This is a genomic window from Peribacillus huizhouensis, assembly GCF_014138605.1.
GTDB classification, from domain to species: Bacteria; Bacillota; Bacilli; order Bacillales; family DSM-1321; genus Peribacillus; species Peribacillus huizhouensis.
The window spans coordinates 133,732-155,081 of record NZ_JACJHX010000010.1 but is presented as its reverse complement, the minus strand read 5'-3'; the positions used below and the strand labels follow the sequence as shown (position 1 = coordinate 155,081).

Annotated in this window: 18 protein-coding genes, 20 tRNA genes, 2 rRNA genes and 1 riboswitch; of the genes, 37 read left to right on the top strand and 3 right to left on the bottom strand. The window is 41.2% G+C overall.

Annotation, left to right across the window (positions count from 1 at the left end):
• The 21 genes from HNP81_RS15780 to HNP81_RS15680 form a co-directional block, all read left to right on the top strand.
• A 23S ribosomal RNA gene (locus tag HNP81_RS15780) occupies positions 1–97 on the top strand; the annotation flags it as partial.
• A 71-nt stretch (positions 98–168) separates the two neighbouring features.
• Positions 169–284, top strand: a 5S ribosomal RNA gene (rrf, locus tag HNP81_RS15775).
• A 33-nt stretch (positions 285–317) separates the two neighbouring features.
• A tRNA-Glu gene (locus HNP81_RS15770) sits at positions 318–389 on the top strand.
• Positions 390–396: 7 nt separating this feature from the next.
• A tRNA-Val gene (locus tag HNP81_RS15765) sits at positions 397–472 on the top strand.
• A gap of 11 nt (positions 473–483) precedes the next feature.
• Positions 484–559 (top strand) — tRNA-Thr (locus tag HNP81_RS15760).
• A 15-nt stretch (positions 560–574) separates the two neighbouring features.
• A tRNA-Lys gene (locus HNP81_RS15755) sits at positions 575–650 on the top strand.
• 43 nt (positions 651–693) lie between these two features.
• Positions 694–770 (top strand) — tRNA-Arg (locus tag HNP81_RS15750).
• A gap of 5 nt (positions 771–775) precedes the next feature.
• Positions 776–852 (top strand) — tRNA-Pro (locus HNP81_RS15745).
• Positions 853–874: 22 nt separating this feature from the next.
• Positions 875–950, top strand: a tRNA-Ala gene (locus HNP81_RS15740).
• 32 nt (positions 951–982) lie between these two features.
• Positions 983–1,059 (top strand) — tRNA-Met (locus HNP81_RS15735).
• A 38-nt stretch (positions 1,060–1,097) separates the two neighbouring features.
• Positions 1,098–1,190: transfer RNA gene (locus HNP81_RS15730), tRNA-Ser, on the top strand.
• A 33-nt stretch (positions 1,191–1,223) separates the two neighbouring features.
• A tRNA-Met gene (locus HNP81_RS15725) sits at positions 1,224–1,297 on the top strand.
• A 3-nt stretch (positions 1,298–1,300) separates the two neighbouring features.
• Positions 1,301–1,377: transfer RNA gene (locus HNP81_RS15720), tRNA-Asp, on the top strand.
• 20 nt (positions 1,378–1,397) lie between these two features.
• Positions 1,398–1,470: transfer RNA gene (locus tag HNP81_RS15715), tRNA-Phe, on the top strand.
• Between the two features lie 15 nt (positions 1,471–1,485).
• A tRNA-Tyr gene (locus HNP81_RS15710) sits at positions 1,486–1,569 on the top strand.
• Between the two features lie 10 nt (positions 1,570–1,579).
• A tRNA-Trp gene (locus HNP81_RS15705) sits at positions 1,580–1,653 on the top strand.
• A gap of 24 nt (positions 1,654–1,677) precedes the next feature.
• Positions 1,678–1,753: transfer RNA gene (locus HNP81_RS15700), tRNA-His, on the top strand.
• A 15-nt stretch (positions 1,754–1,768) separates the two neighbouring features.
• Positions 1,769–1,843: transfer RNA gene (locus HNP81_RS15695), tRNA-Gln, on the top strand.
• A 10-nt stretch (positions 1,844–1,853) separates the two neighbouring features.
• Positions 1,854–1,927, top strand: a tRNA-Gly gene (locus HNP81_RS15690).
• Positions 1,928–1,934: 7 nt separating this feature from the next.
• A tRNA-Ile gene (locus HNP81_RS15685) sits at positions 1,935–2,008 on the top strand.
• A 21-nt stretch (positions 2,009–2,029) separates the two neighbouring features.
• A tRNA-Asn gene (locus tag HNP81_RS15680) sits at positions 2,030–2,104 on the top strand.
• Positions 2,105–2,543: 439 nt separating this feature from the next.
• Here HNP81_RS15680 and HNP81_RS15675 read toward each other — a convergent pair.
• From HNP81_RS15675 to HNP81_RS15665, 3 genes are all read right to left on the bottom strand, one after another.
• Positions 2,544–3,632 carry a HupE/UreJ family protein gene (locus HNP81_RS15675; protein ID WP_182503230.1) on the bottom strand — a complete coding sequence of 363 codons (1,089 nt, stop codon included), beginning with the start codon at positions 3,630–3,632 and terminating at the stop codon, positions 2,544–2,546.
• A gap of 110 nt (positions 3,633–3,742) precedes the next feature.
• On the bottom strand, positions 3,743–5,098 hold the full coding sequence (locus tag HNP81_RS15670; protein ID WP_182503229.1) for a purple acid phosphatase family protein: 1,356 nt from the start codon (positions 5,096–5,098) through the stop codon (positions 3,743–3,745).
• A gap of 1,140 nt (positions 5,099–6,238) precedes the next feature.
• Positions 6,239–6,312 (bottom strand) — tRNA-Arg (locus HNP81_RS15665).
• Between the two features lie 550 nt (positions 6,313–6,862).
• A riboswitch (cobalamin riboswitch) is annotated at positions 6,863–7,042 on the top strand.
• Between the two features lie 158 nt (positions 7,043–7,200).
• On the opposite strand from HNP81_RS15665, the gene HNP81_RS15660 reads away from it, so the two are divergent.
• The 16 genes from HNP81_RS15660 (at position 7,201) to HNP81_RS15585 (ending at position 21,311) form a co-directional block, all read left to right on the top strand.
• Positions 7,201–8,265: a FecCD family ABC transporter permease gene (locus HNP81_RS15660; RefSeq protein ID WP_376766755.1), complete on the top strand. Its 1,065-nt coding sequence runs from the start codon at positions 7,201–7,203 to the stop codon at positions 8,263–8,265.
• A 5-nt stretch (positions 8,266–8,270) separates the two neighbouring features.
• Positions 8,271–9,695, top strand: a complete 1,425-nt coding sequence (locus tag HNP81_RS15655) for an ABC transporter ATP-binding protein (RefSeq protein WP_182503228.1) — start codon at positions 8,271–8,273, stop codon at positions 9,693–9,695.
• Between the two features lie 207 nt (positions 9,696–9,902).
• A complete protein-coding gene (locus HNP81_RS15650; RefSeq protein WP_182503227.1) occupies positions 9,903–10,475 on the top strand; it encodes a bifunctional adenosylcobinamide kinase/adenosylcobinamide-phosphate guanylyltransferase in 573 nt (190 codons plus the stop codon).
• Between the two features lie 3 nt (positions 10,476–10,478).
• Complete coding sequence (gene cobS, locus HNP81_RS15645; protein WP_182503226.1) at positions 10,479–11,270, top strand: adenosylcobinamide-GDP ribazoletransferase; 792 nt, start codon at positions 10,479–10,481, stop codon at positions 11,268–11,270.
• Positions 11,228–11,857 (top strand): histidine phosphatase family protein, encoded by a 630-nt coding sequence (locus HNP81_RS15640; protein WP_182503225.1) that lies wholly within the window; start codon positions 11,228–11,230, stop codon positions 11,855–11,857. The genes cobS and HNP81_RS15640 overlap by 43 nt, the downstream gene beginning before the upstream one ends.
• Positions 11,809–12,234: a bifunctional adenosylcobinamide kinase/adenosylcobinamide-phosphate guanylyltransferase gene (locus HNP81_RS15635; protein ID WP_182503224.1), complete on the top strand. Its 426-nt coding sequence runs from the start codon at positions 11,809–11,811 to the stop codon at positions 12,232–12,234. Before HNP81_RS15640 ends, HNP81_RS15635 begins: the two co-directional genes overlap by 49 nt.
• A gap of 13 nt (positions 12,235–12,247) precedes the next feature.
• Positions 12,248–12,835 (top strand): cob(I)yrinic acid a,c-diamide adenosyltransferase, encoded by a 588-nt coding sequence (locus HNP81_RS15630; RefSeq protein ID WP_028393365.1) that lies wholly within the window; start codon positions 12,248–12,250, stop codon positions 12,833–12,835.
• Position 12,836: 1 nt separating this feature from the next.
• Positions 12,837–13,328 carry an ECF transporter S component gene (locus HNP81_RS15625; RefSeq protein WP_182503223.1) on the top strand — a complete coding sequence of 164 codons (492 nt, stop codon included), beginning with the start codon at positions 12,837–12,839 and terminating at the stop codon, positions 13,326–13,328.
• A complete protein-coding gene (locus HNP81_RS15620) occupies positions 13,325–14,005 on the top strand; it encodes an ATP-binding protein (protein ID WP_182503222.1) in 681 nt (226 codons plus the stop codon). Before HNP81_RS15625 ends, HNP81_RS15620 begins: the two co-directional genes overlap by 4 nt.
• 19 nt (positions 14,006–14,024) lie before the next feature.
• The gene (gene ybaK, locus HNP81_RS15615) at positions 14,025–14,498 is read left to right on the top strand and encodes a Cys-tRNA(Pro) deacylase (RefSeq protein WP_182503221.1); all 474 of its coding nucleotides are present in this window, start codon (positions 14,025–14,027) and stop codon (positions 14,496–14,498) included.
• Between the two features lie 285 nt (positions 14,499–14,783).
• The gene (locus HNP81_RS15610) at positions 14,784–15,884 is read left to right on the top strand and encodes a PRK06851 family protein (RefSeq protein ID WP_182503220.1); all 1,101 of its coding nucleotides are present in this window, start codon (positions 14,784–14,786) and stop codon (positions 15,882–15,884) included.
• A 105-nt stretch (positions 15,885–15,989) separates the two neighbouring features.
• Positions 15,990–16,889, top strand: coding sequence for an aldo/keto reductase (locus HNP81_RS15605; RefSeq protein WP_182503219.1), 900 nt, complete (start codon positions 15,990–15,992; stop codon positions 16,887–16,889).
• 57 nt (positions 16,890–16,946) lie between these two features.
• The gene (locus HNP81_RS15600; RefSeq protein ID WP_182503218.1) at positions 16,947–17,828 is read left to right on the top strand and encodes a Cof-type HAD-IIB family hydrolase; all 882 of its coding nucleotides are present in this window, start codon (positions 16,947–16,949) and stop codon (positions 17,826–17,828) included.
• A gap of 325 nt (positions 17,829–18,153) precedes the next feature.
• Complete coding sequence (locus tag HNP81_RS15595) at positions 18,154–18,573, top strand: MarR family winged helix-turn-helix transcriptional regulator (RefSeq protein WP_182503217.1); 420 nt, start codon at positions 18,154–18,156, stop codon at positions 18,571–18,573.
• 11 nt (positions 18,574–18,584) lie between these two features.
• Positions 18,585–19,784: an MFS transporter gene (locus HNP81_RS15590; RefSeq protein ID WP_182503216.1), complete on the top strand. Its 1,200-nt coding sequence runs from the start codon at positions 18,585–18,587 to the stop codon at positions 19,782–19,784.
• 756 nt (positions 19,785–20,540) lie between these two features.
• Positions 20,541–21,311: an SDR family NAD(P)-dependent oxidoreductase gene (locus HNP81_RS15585; protein ID WP_028393374.1), complete on the top strand. Its 771-nt coding sequence runs from the start codon at positions 20,541–20,543 to the stop codon at positions 21,309–21,311.
• The last annotated feature ends 39 nt before the right edge of the window (positions 21,312–21,350 follow it).

The window sequence follows — 21,350 nt, the reverse complement described above, 5'->3', positions numbered from 1 at the left end:
GTAAGATCCCTGAAAGATGATCAGGTTGATAGGTCAGAGGTGGAAGCGTGGCGACATGTGGAGCTGACTGATACTAATCGATCGAGGACTTAACCAATACATATTTTAATGATGATTCTCAGTTCTGTTATCTAGTTTTGAAGGAATAAACCTTCTAATTAAATTTAGTCTGGTAATGATGGCGAAGAGGTCACACCCGTTCCCATTCCGAACACGGAAGTTAAGCTCTTCAGCGCCGATGGTAGTTGGGGGTCTCCCCCTGTGAGAGTAGGACGTTGCCAGGCTAAGCCCCTAATAGGTAGGGGCAATCATATTGTGGCCCCTTGGTCAAGCGGTTAAGACACCGCCCTTTCACGGCGGTAACACGGGTTCGAATCCCGTAGGGGTCACTATATTGGAGGATTAGCTCAGCTGGGAGAGCATCTGCCTTACAAGCAGAGGGTCGGCGGTTCGATCCCGTCATCCTCCACCATTACCTATAGTGCCGGTGTAGCTCAACTGGTAGAGCAACTGACTTGTAATCAGTAGGTTGGGGGTTCAAGTCCTCTTGCCGGCACCACTTTCAAATTTGTTTGAGCCATTAGCTCAGTTGGTAGAGCATCTGACTTTTAATCAGAGGGTCGCAGGTTCGAATCCTGCATGGCTCACCATTATATAAGTGGGTAGCAGAATTGACTGTTTTCATTTTATAATGCGCCCGTAGCTCAATTGGATAGAGCGTCTGACTACGGATCAGAAGGTTATGGGTTCGACTCCTTTCGGGCGCGCCATAATACGGGAAGTAGCTCAGCTTGGTAGAGCACTTGGTTTGGGACCAAGGGGTCGCAGGTTCGAATCCTGTCTTCCCGACCATGTATATCTAAACATCTAAAATGGGGCCTTAGCTCAGCTGGGAGAGCGCCTGCCTTGCACGCAGGAGGTCAGCGGTTCGATCCCGCTAGGCTCCACCATTATTACGATTATCATATAGGCTTCATTATTTGGCGGCGTAGCTCAGCTGGCTAGAGCGTACGGTTCATACCCGTGAGGTCGGGGGTTCGATCCCCTCTGCCGCTACCAAACTATGGATGACTATTAGTTGTTATATGATTTATTACGGAGGTATACCCAAGTCCGGCTGAAGGGATCGGTCTTGAAAACCGACAGGGGGGTCAAACCCCGCGGGGGTTCGAATCCCTCTACCTCCTCCATTTTTCTTAAAAATATTTCATCATTTCTATTATCGCGGGGTGGAGCAGTCTGGTAGCTCGTCGGGCTCATAACCCGAAGGTCGCAGGTTCAAATCCTGTCCCCGCAATCTGGTCCGGTAGTTCAGTTGGTTAGAATGCCTGCCTGTCACGCAGGAGGTCGCGGGTTCGAGTCCCGTCCGGACCGCCATATTTAATCTAGTATTGTATGGCTCAGTAGCTCAGTCGGTAGAGCAAAGGACTGAAAATCCTTGTGTCGGCGGTTCGATTCCGTCCTGAGCCATCATGAACTTAATTTGGAGGGGTAGCGAAGTGGCTAAACGCGGCGGACTGTAAATCCGCTCCTTCGGGTTCGGCAGTTCGAATCTGCCCCCCTCCACCATTTATAATATAGGGGTATAGTTTAAAGGTAGAACAAAGGTCTCCAAAACCTTCGGTGTGGGTTCAATTCCTACTACCCCTGCCAACTCAAAATTCATATTACATCATGGCGATTGTGGCGAAGTGGTTAACGCACCTGATTGTGGTTCAGGCATTCGTGGGTTCGATTCCCATCAGTCGCCCCATTTATTTTATCTTATTGGGCTATAGCCAAGCGGTAAGGCAACGGATTTTGATTCCGTCATGCGAAGGTTCGAATCCTTCTAGCCCAGCCATTTAATATATGCGGGTGTAGTTTAGTGGTAAAACCTCAGCCTTCCAAGCTGATGATGAGAGTTCGATTCTCTTCACCCGCTCCAAAAGAATGGGCCTATAGCTCAGCTGGTTAGAGCGCACGCCTGATAAGCGTGAGGTCGATGGTTCGAGTCCATTTAGGCCCATCATAATTTTATATTTTTTGTTCCGCAGTAGCTCAGTGGTAGAGCATTCGGCTGTTAACCGAACGGTCGTAGGTTCGAATCCTACCTGCGGAGCCATTTTTTTGAGAATACATTTAAGAGGTTGAAGCTTTAAATTTCTCCCTTGCTATCACCGATAGAGTGATACGTACTCTCTAAACGTTTAAAGCTAATCAAACTAGGGTTAGTTTTTTTTGTTTTATCAGAAGCTATAATGTACATCTAAATTTTTACAGAACTTCGTAAGTGCCAACTATGGCAGAGGCTTTCCATAGTTGCATCAGATATGATCTCTCAAATCCCCACACAATTAATTTTTTCATCACTTAATAATTATTCCCATAGAGATTACAGAAGTACTTTCTTTAAAACCATAGCTAGAATAGTTGAATCCTTATCTATTAAAGCAGTGCTATTCATAACGAAAGGGTCAGACCTCACTTCTACTATATAGATAAGCATACAAAGAGACCATTTGGCGGGTGGTATACCAAGTGGTCTCTTTGTGCTTCTTTCTTTAACCTAGGCGCTGGACAAACCAGAAGAGGCCCATGGCCATGATAAGGGTGGAGCTGGTTGTGACGAAAGCGGGAAAACGTTTGTACTTTCTGGCCATGGCAAGCAATGGAAAGACGAGTGCGATGATGGCGATCTGGCCGATTTCGACACCAAGGTTGAAAAAGAGCAGCGATGACGCGACGGTGCTGCTAGAGAGCTCCATTTCCTGCAAGATTCCGGCAAATCCGAAGCCGTGGATGAGGCCGAACAGGAGGGTGATGATCCAGCGCTTTTTCATTTTCCACTTAAACAGGTTTTCAATGGCGACAAAAACGATGCTGAGGGCAATCGCTGCCTCTACCAATTGGCTAGGAAGTGAAACGATGCCGAGTGTTGCAAGGCCAAGTGTGATGCTATGACCAAGTGTAAAAGCGGTGACAACCTCAACGACCCGGCCGAGTGAAATGGCAGCTGGGAGGATCAGGCACAACACGAATAAAATATGGTCATAGCCTGTAATGATATGCTCAATTCCAAGGATGACAAAGTTCGAAGCCTGACGAAGCCAGTTCCGATCGCCGATGACTAATTCGCGTTCGGCAATTGTAAACGTGAATTCTTGGGTTCCTTTTTCGCCTTCGATGGTGACAAAGTTAATGTGTGAACGGTTGATATCTTCGACAAATAAATCATATGCGATGCGGGTTGATTCACCACTGCATGGGTACTCCATTTGGAAGTGTGCGAGGGGATAGTTGTCACTCGTCATGCTGACGTTTGTCCCGGTCACTCGCGGTTCGCAAATAAGTTCGTCACGGTAAACATTCATGCCTGCAGTTATGTAATTCGTAAGGGTTTCTTCATTTTTAGATAGCACTTCTTCCATTTTCTGTATTGAATCTGCGGATTCAAAGGCAGTCGTAAACCCGAATGCCTCAGCTAGCTCGGAAAAATCAAGAGCAAGGTCTATTTCAATTCTATCGGATCTGTCCTGAACGTCCATATAGCCGTAGCTGTTGGCGTGGGCACTTACCTTATTTGGAAGGAAGCTTGTCAGTAAGAGTACAAATAAGAGGATGAAAGAATTCAGGGTAAGTAGTCGTTTCATATAAGGTGGGGCTCCTTCCTTTTTTGAAAAAATGTTCCTTTGGAAAACAGGGGAATGGAGATGGTATCGTGGTGATCCATCTCCATCTCCGTCTCCATCCTTGTTTTCTATTACTTTGCTGTTTTAATCTCTTTGATCTGCTTCTTACCGCTTGGTGTTTTATTGATGTCGAAAGCGTCATACAATTCGCCAGTGGCAGTACGGGCTTCATAGGAGAGTTTGTTCCCGTCAACCGTAACCAACTGATAATGCTGTGTATCTTTGCTTGCTTTTTTCACTTCGGCACCATTATCATCCCAGTTTTTCGTTGTAGTGTCGTACATCTTTGGACCGGAAACAGAGACAACGAAGACGGTGTCGGCTTTTTCGCTCATTGCATTTGTTCCATTAGAAACATTAGTGACCATGCCGCGGGCGTAGCTGTGGTCATGTCCTTGAAGAACGAGATCCACACTGTGCTTTTCGATGACAGGAAGCAGCTTGTCACGAACTTCTCCGTTATCACGACCAGGAGAAGTTGAGAAAATTGGATGGTGGAATGTCAAAACGGTCCACTTGTTCGGATTATTGGTCAGGACTTCTTCTAACCATGCGACTTGCTTGTCGAGGGCTACGCCGCGAAGGTTCGTATCAAGGGTAACGATACGCATGCCTTGATAATCGGTATAGTAGACATTTTCCTTATATTCGGCAGGTCCGTTTTCAGGAAAAGCAAATTGTGGCTTCCAGTATTGGGAAAGTCCATTTGGAGAGCCTTTAACGATTTTTCCATATTCGTGGTTTCCTGGTGCAGCAATGCTAGGAACCATGCCATTGATCCAGCCGCCAGCTTCGAACCATTCACCCCATTGCTCGTCGGCATCCCCGTGGTTGATCAAGTCACCAGCGTGGATGATGAAGTCAGCATCAGGCATGTCGGAATAGGCATTACGGATAACACGGGACCAATGTTCTTTAATGTCGTTTTGCGCGTCTCCAACGTAAAGGAAGGAGAAGGGCTCAGCCTTGTTGGAAGCTGTTTCGAATTCAAACCACTCGCTCCAGTTGACCCCATCTCCGACACGGTACAAGTACTTTGTTTCCGGATTGAGGTCTTCAAAGTTAACGGTGTGGTATTTTGAAGTGTATTCCTGATTTCCTTTTACTTCACTTGAGCTTTCGGCAATAATGGTGACCGCTTGCTGCTTGAAGGATGGGCCATCCCCAGCAACAGCAATCTGGGCTTGCGGTGTGACAACGCTAGTATCGGTGCGCCAGGTAACAGCTTGAGTAGTGGCAGTGTCACCTTTCCAGTTCAGGATTACACGGTCTGGAACAGGGGTAGGCTTGTAGGTCTCCGAAGCCGGGTACTTTGTTGCAGCCAGGTCGGCAAGTACAACATTCATCGTCGGAACTGCGCCAACCAGCAAGGCTGATAGTAAAATTGTTCTGCTTTTCGTGGTGCTGAACATCTTCTTAACATTCATTCAATCCATCTCCCTTTGTACGAATATGTATTATGATTCAACCATAGGATAGAGTTATTTAGCGGATGTATGAATAGAGTAAAGAAAAGGTAAATCAGGACAAAATGGGAAAATAGTCTAAAAATGGGCGAGGTAGGGAGGGGAGCGACACTTCCTCTTATTATTTAAGAGTGTAGATTTTCACTATTGAGGATGAAATACTAGGCAATAGTACCCAAGTCGAGATTTGTGACCGTTTAATTTTTAAAATATTCGTAATTTTTTTGTTAAATTTGTAAATATGAAAAGCCAAATCTAAGGGGTTGTGTGAGTGAAATGCAAACATTTTGCTAACATAGAGGATTTTTAATAGAGGCTTCTCATAGTTGAGTAAACTTTTGAGGAGCCTCTTTTTCATTATCTCGTATCTCTTTACCGGTAAACAAAAATAATATATATTGAATGTGTTAAAGTCCTTGAAATACCGCACATTTCGCATACGTCATTAAAGAAATTACACACTCTCACCTTACGGGCGGCATGATGTAATTCACTGAATTATAACAGTGGTCGACAGAATAAACTTGAATTTATTGAAATTTACTATCGAGTGCGATTGTTTAATAAAACAATCGTTCTTTTCGTTGTGATAAATGGATTATTAGTAAACGTGAAAGTAGACTTTGAATATGTTTGAGAGAAGAAACAACGAAGTTTTCGAGCCTGGTATTTGGCGTAAATCCTTTCCTTGGATTCTGAGCATTATTAGTATAGCTCTTCTTGGAATGTGGATATGTACTCTTCTTAATAGTTATGAGGCAGATCTGACGAGTTCAGGATGCGAAGAGGAAGGAAAGGAAATCCCAATTCCTACGCAACATAGGATTATGATTGTTCGAACTTTGACAACAAGGAAGATGCCCAGCTGTTTTATGAAGCCAACGGGGGCCAGATAAAGGTCCTTATGATTTAGACCGGGATGGGGACGGTGGGGCATGTGAGTGGAATTGAAGAAATATGCCCTTTGAAGGGGCAGCTTCATAATTAGTTTTCGGCAGATTCTCGGCAAAACAGCTGTATCATATAAAATGTGTTGAACTGTACTATAAAATAAAACAGCCAAAACCTTATAATATCAAGGTTTTGGCTGTTTCTACTTAGCGTCCCAGATAGGAGTCGAACCTACGACCTACAGCTTAGGAGGCTGTCGCTCTATCCTGCTGAGCTACTGGGACATATGAAAAGAGTGTGACTGATATATTATAGTTGTTATAAGAAAAATTTTCAAGATTTATGCGCTAAAGAAAATTAGGCATGGGGTTGGTTATAAACCCCATCTTATCCATGTAAAGTGGCTGGATGGGAAAGAGGCGACATATTCCATTAAACTGGACATTAAACAGCTCGTTTCTGATCAGGTATTATTGCCGAGAGAACATGAAAATAGCGCATTAACTATCCTTGGAAAATCAGATGTCAGTCCTATTAATTTTGCTGAACATAAGTATGATTTGAGCCCAATTCGCACGATAGAGACTGATAGAAATATCATCTGAATATCCTGAATTGAAAATAGAGAGCACCCCATCTATATTATTTTTGACACACAAGAAGTGTTGCGAACCAATAATGGCGAAGGGGTAATAAAGTACTTAGAATCAGAGCAAAGAAAAAAGTAAAGAGTTGTTGTGACAGGGGATAAAAAAGATTGTCTGTTGACTCATTATGTAATAATTTTCTGACTAATTATCGCGTTCAATTGTGTATAATAGATGGATAGAAACAAAATACAAAAACGAAATAGGTGTCTTTTTCTAAGACTTAAAAGGGCAGTTGGTGAAAATCCAACGCGGTCCCGCCACTGTAAATGCGAGCGAGCAGTAGATAGCCACTGTATGAAAATATGGGAAGGTGCTGTAAGTGTAGACCATAAGCCAGGAAACCTGCCTGTATTTGTGCACCAAATTTACCTACGTGGATAGGAAGGTGTGTGGCAGACGTACGGGAATATCTGTTCATACTATAGACGATTGACTCATAAGGGTCAGCCTTCCTGAAAAAATAGTGGAGGCTGACCTTTTAATTATTCCCTTTAAAAACGTATGATAGGGGACTAGTGGAATTTGCGAAATTCATTAAAGCAAAAAAATTTACAAAATGGTAAACAATTAGCTTATATACTTGCATTTGCATTTCTTGCTTTGTCAATGATTGTTGGAATTTCAGTAGGTTCGGTATCAGTCCCTGTTTCGGAGCTTTTCCAAATTATCGGCAAGGAAGTGTTCCAATTACCACTTTCAACTGAAGCGAATGTGATGTTCACAAATATTGTAATGAAAATACGTTTGCCGCGTGTTGTGTTGGCCGGTTTAGTAGGCGCATCCCTTGCCATTTCTGGTGCAGCGTTTCAAGGGCTTTTGCGAAATCCGTTAGCCGATCCTTATACACTCGGTGTCTCTTCTGGGGCTTCAGTAGGAGCAGTTGTTACGATTTTCTTTGGGCTATCTCTACCTGTTATTGGCTTATTTACTTTACCGTTATTAAGTGTCTTGTTTTCATTCTTGACGATTTTCTCTGTGTTGTTGTTTGCACAGAAAATGGATCGCTCGATAAAGGTAGAGACAATTATTTTAACAGGGATTATTTTTAGTTCGTTTTTAGGTGCGTTTATTTCCTTAATGATTGCCTTGACTGGAGAAGAATTACGTCAGATTATTGGCTGGCTATTAGGAAGCGTATCAATGCGAGGATGGAGTTATGTGGGGATTATTCTGCCATTTTTTATCGTTGGAACTGTGATCCTTATGCTGAATGCTCGTGAACTGAATGCTTTATCCTTTGGAGAAGAGCGTGCCCAGCATTTGGGTGTGAACGTGAAACAAAGAAAGCTAATGATTTTGATTGCAGGTTCGCTGTTAACCGGGGCTGCTGTAGCCGTTTCAGGGACAATAGGCTTTGTTGGCTTAGTGATTCCACATTTCACGAGACGACTTGTTAGTCCAGATCATAAGCATTTATTGCCGTTGTCGATGATTATTGGGGCGGGATTCTTAATTTTGGCGGATCTTGTGTCAAGGGTTATTATTTCCCCAGCTGAATTACCAATTGGCGTTATTACCGCATTAATTGGTGCTCCCGTCTTTGCTATAATTTTATTAAAACGGCGCAGGATAGAAGAACGAAGGTGATAAATATGCTAACTGTTACTGAATTGATAGGTGGGTATACAAAGAATATGCCTGTTTTGAAAAATCTTTCATTCGAGGTTGCTCGAGGAGAATTGTTTGGAATTCTCGGACCGAATGGCAGTGGAAAAACTACGCTGCTTCAAATGATGAGTGGCATTTTAACTTATCATAGTGGTGAGATCTTGCTTAAAGGAAAACGGCTGCAGGATTACCGTACGAAGGAACTGGCTAGAGTAAGTGCTGTCTTGCCACAGCACTCTACACAGGCTTTTTCCTATACAGTAAAAGAAACAGTCTCGCTTGGCAGATATGCGCATCAAAAGGGTTTACTACAGAGTTGGTCAATGGAAGATGAAGAAGTGGTCCAAAGAGTTATGAAACAGACGGGTACTACTCCGTTTCAACATCTACCATTTGACCAGCTTTCTGGTGGTGAGAGACAGCGTGTCTTGCTTGCACAGTCATTGGCACAAGAACCGGAAATTCTCTTCTTGGATGAGCCGACAAATCATTTGGATCTTTCCTATCAGAAAGAGTTACTCGACTTGATGAAAAGTTGGACAAAGGAAAGAGATCTGACTGTTGTTTCTATTTTTCATGATTTAAATCTTGCTAGTCTTTACTGTGATAGACTGCTACTTTTGGATAAAGGACGAATTCAAATCAATGATAAACCGAATGAAGTGTTAAAACGAGAACGCGTTCAAGCAGTATACCAAACAGACATTGAAAATTACCCACATCCCAATGTTCCTAAATCACAATTATTCATTGTTCCAGCTCATCTTGCAAAAGAGCAAGAAACTTTAGTAATTAACGAGCAATATATAGAAAAGAAAGATGATTGGCTTGCATTGAAATCACCGATCCCGCTTAAGACGATATCATTAGGAATGACAGAGATTGGGAATGGCTGGTACCAAACATTTGTGAATTGTCATAACAAGCGTACCTTTGATTGCTCAGATCCTCAAAAGGAAATGATTGAGTACTTGTCAGCTCATGGATTTAATCGAAGTGAGACGATAGGGATGATAACAAATGTTGATCTGAAAACAGCAGCGGTCAGATTCTATCAAGAAGATAATATTTCAATTTTTATCGTGGTAACGGCTGGAAAAAGGAATTTCCATGATCCACATCATGTCGTTCAGTCTGAAAAAGTGATAGGATCAAACATCCATACATGGGTATTTGTAAATGGGTGTTTAACGGAAGAAGCATTTATTCAATGCCTTGTAACTGCAACGGAAGCAAAGGTGAAGGCGTTATACGGGTATGGAGAAGAAACAATGACGGAGGATAGCATCTTAATTGCTGCTTCGCAACGGGGTACAGACATTCGGCATGGTGAATCTATGGAATCATTACGTAAGCTAGTTAGCTCTGGTGTGTATGAATGTATACTGCTTGCCATACAAAACGAATAGGGCGTAAAAACGCCATGATTTACCATGTAGGATATATGATTAAGCACGCTACACTCGCCTAATCACAATGGTGGCGGTGCGGAGCTGGAATATGATGCCTTCTCAATAAAATCAGTATACCTGATAAATAGATTGGCTATTTTAGTAAATTGCGAAGCCCCGTCCCCATGTCTTTCATACAAAATAATGAATGGAAGGATGAATAAAATGGAGAAAGCGCCCGTCTACTTTATTACTGGGGGCGTGCGTAGTGGGAAGAGCACGTTTGCAGAGGAGATTGCCCATGAGCTGGCGCGAACCCATAGTGGAACCTTATTGTATTATTTGGCTTGTGGCAGAGCACAAGATGAAGAAATGCAGAAACGGATTGAGTTGCATCAGCAATCTCGTCAAAACAGTGTCATTCCATGGGCTTTAGGTGAGTTCCCTAGAAATATTGATCATTCCATCCCCTTTTACAGTAAACAGACAATTGTCTTACTAGATTGTTTAACTACTTGGCTTGATAATGAGTTGTTTTCAATCAATTCGGGCCTAAGTAAAGAACATCTCCAAAATGTAATGAGAAATATGTTGGAAAGTATCGAAACAATACGCAAGCATTGCTATAGCTTAATTGTGGTTAGTAATGAAGTATTGCACGAACCTTTAACAAGCAATGAAATCGTGCAGGCTTATCAAAAAACAATCGGCAAGCTACATCAGGAACTTGTTGCTCGTTCAAATCAGGCCTATTTGGTAGAGGCAGGTATTCCAATCTTGATGAAAGGAAACAGGTAAAGAATGAGTGTACTAATTGGTTATTTGATTAATCTTCAGTTCTTCACGGCAATTCCGATAAAAAAGCCACTTCCCATGGATGAACCATTCATTCATCGAGCTGTTCAAACTTTTCCGCTTGCAGGGCTATCGCTCGGTTTGCTAACCAGTGGCAGTCTCTTTGCGCTTATGGAGTGGACGCCTTTCTCTTTGCTAGCCATTAGTTTTTTCGTTTGGCTTTTGACGATTATTCTAACTGGAGGTCTTCATCTTGATGGGTGGATAGATGCAAGTGATGCACTTTTCTCCTATCAGGACAAGGAAAAGCGGCTTGAAATTATGAGCGACCCACGAACGGGAGCATTTGGCGTTTTATCCGTGATTATCTTATTAAGCGCGAGGTTTCTATTTATTTATGAAATCATTTCAAGAATGAATCTTGCTTCTTTTTTCTTAATTGCTTTAATTCCTGCTATAAGTAAAATGGTGATGGGGATGTTGCTCTATACAATGCCGCTCGCTAAACAAGAAGGGCTGGCAGCCTTTTTTCAAAGAGCAGCGAAAAAAAGCAGTATACATATATATGGGTTATATCTAATTGTCCTATTAATGATGGCATTTTACATAAACATATCTTTACTTTATATGAGTTTAATCATGATAGCGGTAGCATGTATTCTCTTTTTATTGATCCGCAGAAAAACATTAAACTGGTTTGGCGGAATTACTGGTGATGTTCTGGGGGCATCCGTAGAAGGAGTGGAACTGTTTTTATGGCTAACGGTGTGGGGATTACCTTACTTCGCCATGGCATGACAGAGGCGAATATGAAGAAACAATATGTAGGATGGACAGATTCACCGCTGACAGCAGAAGGGTTGCTGGAACTTGAGCGGTTACAATCAAGCTATCCAAATTATGAGGATTTGTACTGCAGTGATTTAAATCGTTGCATTCAAACTGCAAACATCTTATTTCCAAAGTGTGAACCTATATTAAAAGAGCAATTTCGTGAAATGAATTTTGGTGAGTGGGAAGGAAGAACCTATGAGCAGTTATTAAGCTTCCCTCATTATATGCGCTGGCTTGAGCACCCATTTGAAATCGGATTACCACAAGGGGAGTGCTACCAAGATTTCAATCAAAGAGTACTTAAAGCTTGGGACGAAATGGTAGAGGAAATGAAGATTAAGGGAACTAGAAATATTGCGGTTGTTACACATGGTGGGGTTATTCGTAATATGCTCGTCTATTATGCTCCTGAGCAAAAGTTATTTTGGGAATGGAGTATTCCATATGGCTGTGGGTATGAGCTTTACTGGAAAAGCTACGAGCAATTGAGGAGGGGTGAGAGATGCACTTCATTACGGGCGGTGCCTATAATGGGAAAAGAAAATGGGTAAGGGCGCTATATGAGCCAAAACAATGGATTTCGGCTTATCATAATCATCCACTCCCGGTTCGGTCAAATGATTTTTCAGAAAAAAAGATTGTATTAGAAGGAATTGAGATGTGGATCAAGAATGATGTAGAGAGTCGTGATGGTTCAAACATTCGTGCTAATTGGAAAACGTACATCCAAAGCTGGCGCGAATGGGAGCGGGAGGAAGAAGATCGATTAATCATAATGATTGGAACGGATATTTCCAAGGGAATTGTCCCAATGAACAAACTAGACCGAACTTGGCGGGATGTTACAGGTTGGATATATCAAGACTTGACAGACCTATCAAATCGCGTCGATATCATTTGGTATGGCTTAAATCAACAATTAAAATAGGGGGGATGAAAGCATGAATATTTACACACGTACAGGAGATAAAGGGAAAACAAGCGTAATTGGCGGCCGAGTGGATAAGGATGACATTCGAGTTGAAGCGTATGGAACGGTTGATGAGGTGAACAGCTACGTTGGGCTAGCTATGGCGGAATTAGATCCTACAAAATTCGCGGATGTTTTAGCAGATCTGGAGAAGATCCAGCATGAATTATTTGATTGTGGCGGTGATTTAGCAACGATTTCCGATAAAGCACCGGAAAAGCTAACTGCAGAAGCTATTACGTATTTAGAACAGCGTATTGATGAATATATTTCGGAAGCACCGCCACTTGAGAAATTTATTTTACCAGGGGGAACGAAGCCAGCAGCAACCATTCATATTGCTAGAACGGTTGTACGTCGGGCTGAACGACTGACTGTAACGCTTATGAAATCAGGGGCCGCGGTCTCTCCTCTGTCTCTGCAATATTTAAATAGATTATCTGACTACTTCTTTGCGCTTGCGCGAGTGATTAATGTACGCCAAGGGGTGAAAGATATAGAATATGTCAGAAGTGCGAAAGTGTTCCACAACACCAAGAAAAAGGAGCAAACGGATTGAAATGAATGTTAAACAAATGAGCGTCCTTGCCATCTTTATTGCTTTATCGGCAGCAGGTGCTTTTATAAAAATACCAGGTATTATTGGCAGTGTGGCACTGGACAGTTTTCCTTCGTTACTAGCGGCATGTTTACTCGGCCCGGTTGCGGGGGCAGTTGTCGGCGGACTCGGGCATCTCATTTCAGCTATTATAGGTGGAATGTTGCTCGGACCCCTTCATTTCATCATAATGCTAGAAATGGCCTTGCTTGCGTGGACATTCGGGATTTTGTATCGAGGGGGTAATAAGCTCGGGGCATCTCTGTTATTTTTTGTTGGAAATGCATTTATTTCTCCAATCCCCTTCATAATTATTATCAGCTGGTCATTTTTTGTGGCATTAATTCCATCGCTAACCATTGCAACAGCGATTAATTTAGGGATTGCCCTAATTTTACTGCCGCGATTGACACCTATTTTGCAAAAAATGATGAGCGAAGGTACAAAGAAATGAGAGATGTATTAAAATTACCGATCTCTCATTCTGAAACTTTAATTATTTCATGTGATAATAGCGGCGGCATTGGCATAAAGGAAAAGGATGTTGTAAAAGTTCCTTATGAAGTGACAGCATATTACTCATTTCGGGTAGCGGTAATGGAATGCATGGCAGCAGGTGCCATTCCGATTGCGGTAACTGTACAGAATTTTTGCGGTGAAGCAGCATGGGATGATATCTGCACAGGAGTGTTGGCGGGACAAAAAGAGTTAGGTTTGGATTTGCCGATTACTGGAAGTACAGAAAGCAATCTACCATTATTACAGTCTGCTCTTGGAATGATCGTGATCGGTAAATGGAATGGCTCAGTCGAGATCAATCGGATGAGGAAAGTGGCTATTATCGGACATCCTCTTGTTGGCAATGAGGTCATCGAGAAGGAGGACCGTATTGCACCACTTTCTTTGTTTAAAGCAGTTTGTGAATACGAAGATGTAGTCGTGCTCCCAGTCGGATCAAAGGGTATTGCATATGAATGGCGAAAGTTGAGTGATACGGATATCCCAGATACACTAAGAAATCAAGTCAACGTTGAAACATCTGCAGGACCTTCAACTTGCTTCCTTATTTCCTACCCCGATCATCTTGAAGAAGAATTAAGAAAATTAGCAGGATATTATTTTGTAGGTTAAATATGAAAGGATGGCAATTATGCGTGTGAGTAAAACAAATGCCATGAGAATCCTTGATGGTAAAAAAGTAGAGTACGAAATTCTTACATATGACAATGAAGATGGAAAAATCCATGGCACAGCGGTAGCTGATAAAATTGGCAAACAAGCTGATGCTGTTTTTAAGACGCTTGTTTCGCAAAGTGGACCGAATCTCTTTGTTTTTGTCATTCCAGTCGGTGGCGAACTTGATTTGAAAAAAGCAGCTAAGGCGGCAGGAGCGAAGAAAATGGAAATGCTTCCTGTGAAAGAGTTACAAAAATGGACAGGATACATCCGCGGCGGCTGTTCGCCAGTCGGGATGAAGAAGTTGTACCCGACCTTTATTGATAAAAGCGCGCTAGCTTTAGCTACAATGATCGTTAGTGCTGGAAAGATTGGCACGCAAATAGAAGTGGAACCAAACAAGCTTGCTGAAACAGTTGATGCAAAGTTTGTCGAGTTAATTAAATAAAGAGGATATCCTATAAAAGGGTCTAACCGCAAGATCTATACTAATGCAATCTAGCATTGTATAAAAGATTGTGAGGTTCGATCCTTTTTTCGCATTAATTTGTAGTAAAATCCCGGACTAACAATCAGTGGGTGGTTTAAGACAACTTGACTGATTGAAGTTTCACTTTATATGGATAGGCTCTCTCATAATAGGCGTTCACCCAATCGACATCTCGCGCATATTCTAGCGTTGAAAGCAAAGATATCTCTCAAGTATCAGGGCATAAAGGAGAGTGTTGAATAGGTGACTGGAAAAACCAAACATTATTTTGCAGGTGGAAACACAGCAAAAGGATTTCACAGTTTATATGAATCTAATTTGCAGGAGCTAGAAAGATTATATATTTTAAAAGGTGGCCCAGGGACTGGAAAATCTACACTGATGAAGAAAGTAGGGAAGGAATGGGTGGAGAAGGGGTTCGATATCCAGCTCATGCATTGCTCATCAGATTCAGATTCAATTGATGGAGTGATCATAACCGATTTAAAGGTTGGAATTGTGGATGGTACGGCACCACATGTAATAGAGCCGAAAGCACCAGGTGCAATAGAAGAATATATCAATCTTGGGACAGCTTGGGATTCGCAAACTCTTAGTCAAAATAAGCAAGAAATTATGAAGTTAACAAGTGAAATCAACGGTGCTTTTGAAGATGCTTATTCTTTATTTGCTTCCGCTTTAGCAGTCCATGATGAGTGGGAAGAAATCTACATCGCCAATCTAGATTTTCAGAAGGTGAATAAGCTGACTGAGAAATTGAAGGATACCTTTTTTGGAGAAATTTTTATTAATAAAAAGTCAGAAATCAGGCACCGATTTTTAGGGGCAGCTACTCCAATAGGAGCGGTCGATTATGTGCCGAATTTAACAGAAGATATAGCCAAGCGCTATTTTCTAAAAGGGCGGCCAGGATCAGGGAAATCAACGATGCTCAAGAAATTGGCGCTTGAAGCAGAGCAGCGTGGTTTTGACGTTGAAATCTATCATTGTGGTTTTGATCCGAACAGTCTTGATATGGTCATTGTACGTGAAATAGGAGTGGCTATTTTCGACAGTACAGCGCCTCATGAATATTTTCCAAGTCGCCAAGGTGATGAAATTGTGGACATTTATCAAGAAGCGATTCTTCCTGGGACTGATGAATTGTATAGCGATCAAATCCAAGATATTTCAACAAGATACCGTACGAAAATGAAGGAAGCGACAAAAGCTTTAGCAAGAGCAAAATCCTTACATGATGAACTGGAAGAAATCTATATACGTAACATGGATTTTTCGGAAATAGATCGAATTCACAACAGTATTTGCGAAAAGGTCAATCAGATTGCTCAACCGCTTATATAATAGTAGAAGAGGATGACTTAAAGGTGCTTTTGGCCTTATGAGTCATCCTTGTGTGCTTTTGTCCTGTTCTTTGCTAAAATGGAAGCAGTCAGGAGTGAGAACAAAATGGAACGTATTAGGCTACAGAGCGATTTATCCTTTTCGAGAATTATTCATGGTCATTGGCGGTTAGCCGATTGGAACTATTCTGTAAAGAAAAGAATAGAGTTAATCGAACAATGCTTAGAGCTTGGGATTACAACGATTGATACAGCCAACATTTACGGGAAGTATACTTGTGAAGCTCTTTTTGGGGAAGCATTAGCTTTAAAGCCTGAACTTCGTGATAAACTGGAAATCGTTACGAAATGTGGAATTAAGCTAGCAAATGAACATAATGGCGTTCATTTGAATCATTATGATAGTAGTAAAGAACATATTATTGAATCAGTAGAGCGGTCTCTTACATATCTTCAAACGGATTATATAGATGTCTTGTTGCTGCATCGCCCGGATGTTTTGCTGAATCCCGAAGAGGTAGCGGAAGCATTCATGAGATTAAAGCAGGCAGGAAAGGTGAAGCATTTTGGTGTATCGAACTATTTGCCATCACAAGTGGAAATGCTAAACGCATATTTAGATGTACCGCTTGTGACCAATCAGATCGAACTATCGGCCCTGTATCGTGATCATTTTGAAAACGGGGTTTTAGATCAATGTATCAAGGAGAACATGCCTCCGATGGCTTGGTCACCACTTGCAAGGGGGAAGTTGTTCACAGGTGAAGACAATCAGGCTATTAGAGTCCGCCAAGCCCTTGAACAAGCTGCGGCTGATATGAATGCACAAAGCATTGATGAAGTTGCGTATGCCTGGCTCATGCATCACCCTGCAAAAATTATGCCGATTGTCGGTTCAGGAAAAATGGAAAGAATCAAAGCGGCAGTTCATGCTTTATCGTTGAATATTAGCAGAGAGCAATGGTATGAAATTTGGGTAGCATCGCGTGGCAAAAATGTCGATTAACAAAAATTAACGCAGTAATATAAAGATATGAAAAATGAATGGTATGAGGTGAATAAAGTGATTAAAACGATAGCTACAGATATGGACGGAACATTATTGAATAAAGTTCAAAAAGTGAGCAAAGAAAATAAGGATGCGATTGAAGCGGCTCAAAGACAAGGCATTGAAGTGATTGTAGCTACTGGAAGATCCTATGAAGAAGCCCGTATTGCATTGGATGAAGCGAAGCTCGACTTACCCATTATAGCTGCGAATGGGGCAGCTGTTTACACACAAGATGGGCAAATTGTTGCGTCCAATCCGATGAGCTCTGAAGTGGGACTTGAGATGATTGAGTTGCTTGAAAAGGAAAATCTTTATTTTGAAGTGTACACAAGCAATGGTGTATATTCGAAAAACTATGAGGCCTCTGTTGCAGTTTTAGTTGATATTATCTTAACTGCAAATCCGGATCTCGATCCTTTGAAAGTCACAGCACGCGCCCATGAGCGATTAAAGATGGGCCTTGTAAATACAATTACCGATTATCGTGAATTATTTACAATGCCGAGCGTTGTGATTCATAAAATGCTTGTTTTTTCTAATGATCTTACCGCTTTAGGTCAAGTAGCTGGTAAAATTAAGCGAATTAAAGGTCTTGCCGTTTCATCATCAGGACGTGAAAACTTGGAAATTTCAAGTGAAGCCGCACAAAAAGGAAATGCTTTGATGATTTACTTAGCGAATAAGGGAGAATCCATGAAGGATGCGATGGCTATTGGTGATAATTATAATGATGTGTCCATGTTTGAACGAGTTGGCCGCTCAGTAGCTATGGGAAATGCCCCGCTAGAGATTCAGAGGTTATGTCATTTCGTCACAGCGAAAAATGATGAACATGGTGTTGCCAAAGCGATTCATGAAGTGTTAAAGGAAGTACAAGCAGTTAACGAAGCTTAAAATGAAATGAAAAAAATGCCTTAATATAGGTGTTTTTTTTATTGGCTATATAAAGCTCATTGTTGATTTTTGGCGCTATGTTGATTGGAGCGGAAGGCGTGAGACTCCTTGCGGGAAAAGCGAGTCAAAGGCAGACGCCACAGGCGCACAGCGCCGAGGAGGCTCCCGGACCGCCCACGGAAGGCGAACGCATTTCGTTTCAATCAACAGGCAAGTTTAACAAAGCCTTTTTATTAATAGCACTGGATAGTGTTTCAAGAAACTGGACATTTTGATAAAATAGATATATAGTTACCTAGGTAACCTATTTCAGGAGGAAATAAAATTGACCCCAAATCATCAATTCTTTCACCAATATCTACAGATCTATAGGTTGTTCACGAAGAAATTAAATGAGCAACTTCTTCAATACGGTCTTTTTCATTCACAATGGAGCATTGTTTATTTTTTAAAAACCAAAGGTCCAACAACCCTTGTTGAAATCGGTGAATACTTAAATGTTGAAAAACCTACGATTACGCGGACGGTCCAACGTTTAAGTGAAGGAGGCTTTATTGAACAAGTCCCAGGGAAGGATCGCCGTGAAAAACGAATTCAGCTAACAGAAGCAGGAGAAGAAGTGTATATAGCGTGTAGAGAAGCAACGAATGAATTTGAATGTAAAATCATGGATGGTATTTCGGAGCAAGAAAAGGAAGCGGTATATCAGACACTTACGAAGCTATGTGTCAACTTAGAGAAATAAGGTGGTAAAAAATGAATAAACCAAAATTATGGACGAAAGATTTCTTAATCATTTCTTCAACGAATTTTTTTATTTTCATGACCTTTTATTTATTAATGGTCACATTATCGGTTTATACAATTGATAAATTCGGAGCAACGACAAGTCAATCAGGACTTGCATCTAGTATTTTCGTTATTGGAGCACTGGCTGTTCGGCCGTTTGCCGGAAAATACATTGAACGGATTGGGAAAAAGAATATGTTGTATGGATCGTTAGTACTTTTTCTTATTACAACATTGGTCTATTTCAAAGCGGATAGCTTGGCGTTTTTATTAATAAATCGCTTGTTGCATGGGATTGCGTTTGGCTTTGCGTCAACTGCGACAGGTACGATTGCAGCCGATGTTATTCCAAATGAACGTAGAGGGGAAGGTACCGGTTACTTTGCGATGAGTATGAATCTGGCAATGGCAGTTGGACCGTTTTTAGGATTGGTTCTCAGTCAACATGGAACGTACAACATGATTTTTGCATCATGTGTTCTATTTGTCGTTATTGCCTTTATACCAACCTTGTTCATAAAAACTAGAAAAGTAGAACTAACAGCAATGGAAAGGGAAACATTGAAAGGAATCAAAGTGGGAGATTTCTTCGAAGCAAAGGCATTACCGATTGCCTTTGTCATGTGTATTGTAGGGTTTTCTTATTCTAGCGTTTTAACTTTCTTGACGGCATATTCAAAGGAAATTGGCTTAGTGAATGTTGCAAGTTTCTTTTTTGTTGTGTTTGCCATTTTTTTATTAGCGTCTCGACCATTTACGGGTCGTTGGTTTGATCTAAAGGGAGAGAACTTCGTCATTTACCCCTCCTTGCTTTTATTTGGTATAGGGATGCTACTTCTCAGTCAAGCGAGTCATGGACTTATGCTATTGGCTGCAGGTGCGCTAATCGGTATTGGATATGGAACCTTCCAATCAAGCGCTCAAGCTATTGCAGTAAAGAATTCGCCACGACATAAGATGGGGCTTGCCACATCTACCTTCTTTGTGTTCGTTGATTTAGGCATAGGTATCGGACCTTTTACCCTCGGCTTCCTAATCCCTGTTATCGGCTATAATGGTCTATACGTGAGTATGGCATTAGTAGGGTTTGCATGTATGTTTGTTTATTATCTTTTACATGGGAAAAAATCAAATGCGAGTAAACAAGAGGTTCATGCATATAAATAAAATAAAATTTTTTTTTAAGAAAAATGAATAAAAAAAGGAATTGGTGAAATAATAGTAGTACGATGATTATTTCAGAGAAATTCCCCCTTTTGAATCGCCTGCCTATTGGCAGGCGATTTTTTTATGGGGGGCTTTTGTTTTGACTTCTTTTTGAATACTATTAAGAAGGTAGATTTGATGAAGGGAAATAATGGATAAACATGTGATCTTCTAGAATTACAAGATATCTAACTTCATACCAATTGGGTTTACTCTTTTTTTATTTGATTTGCAGTTACTTAAGATTTTGTCTTTATGTTTGGCTCTTTTCGTAAAGATTGTTGTTTTTAGCAAGAAACCAATTCGAACAGATGTTGATCTTCGTTACAGGTGCGAGACTCCTGCGGGAAAAGCGTGTTGAGGGAGACCCCGCAAGTGCAAAGCACTGAGGAGGCTTCTGAGACCGCCTCTACAACGGAAATCAACCGGGTTATTAGTGTAAAAATGATTGAAAAGCAACAAAGTATGTGAAAACAGCCTTATGTTTAAAAGGGTGAAATATATTCTATTGGTGAACGAAGATCTAATCAACTAATTTAGGTGAAATTCAATTAGTGATTATATGAATCTATCATACCTTAACGTTATATCAATTATTCATTCACTTTCATAAGACTAAATGAAAATAAAAATAACTATACGAAAGTAAAATTGACAAAATGAAAACAATTGATAAAATATAATTAAATCAAAATCAAATAATAAGGAGTGGAATAAATGGATTATCAAAAGTTATTTAGTTTGAAAGACAAAACAGCTCTAGTTACAGGAGGAGCAAGAGGGCTAGGTAAAGCCATGGCAGAAGCACTGGCTCAGGCTGGTGCAAATATTGTCATCGCAGATATGGAATTGGCTTCAGCACAACAAACGGCAAAAGAATTAGCTTCATTTGGTGGGAAAACTTTGGGTCTTCAAGTAGATGTAACAAGTGAAGAGCAGGTTAAAGCCATGGTTGAACAAATTGTAGGTGAATTCAATGAGTTGAATATTCTCATAAATAATGCGGGTATTTGTCAAAAAATCACGGTGGAAGAACAGAGTTTAGAAGATTGGAAGAAAACAATGGATGTTAATGTAAACGGTGTCTTCTTAGTTTCGAAGTATAGCGGTAAACAAATGAAATTACAGGGAGGGGGTTCGATTATTAATATTGCATCAATGTCTAGTTTTATAGCGAATACTGAAGCGCAGTGTGCTTACAATGCATCAAAAGCAGCGGTTGATATGATGACAAAATGTATGGCATCCGAATGGGCAGGAAACAATATTCGTGTCAATGCCATTGCGCCAGGTTATATGAAAACAGAGATGACAAAACCGATCTTTGCACCTGGAGGAGAGCTAGCACATGTACTGGATCTCGTTCCATTGAAAAGGCTGGGGGAACCTCATGAACTTGGCGGTTTGGCTATTTATTTGGCCTCTGACGCCTCGACTTTTGCAACAGGCTCGACATTTATAGTGGATGGCGGATACACAATCTGGTAAAAAACACTAAAAGCTATCATTCCGTTTAGTGGAGTAAAT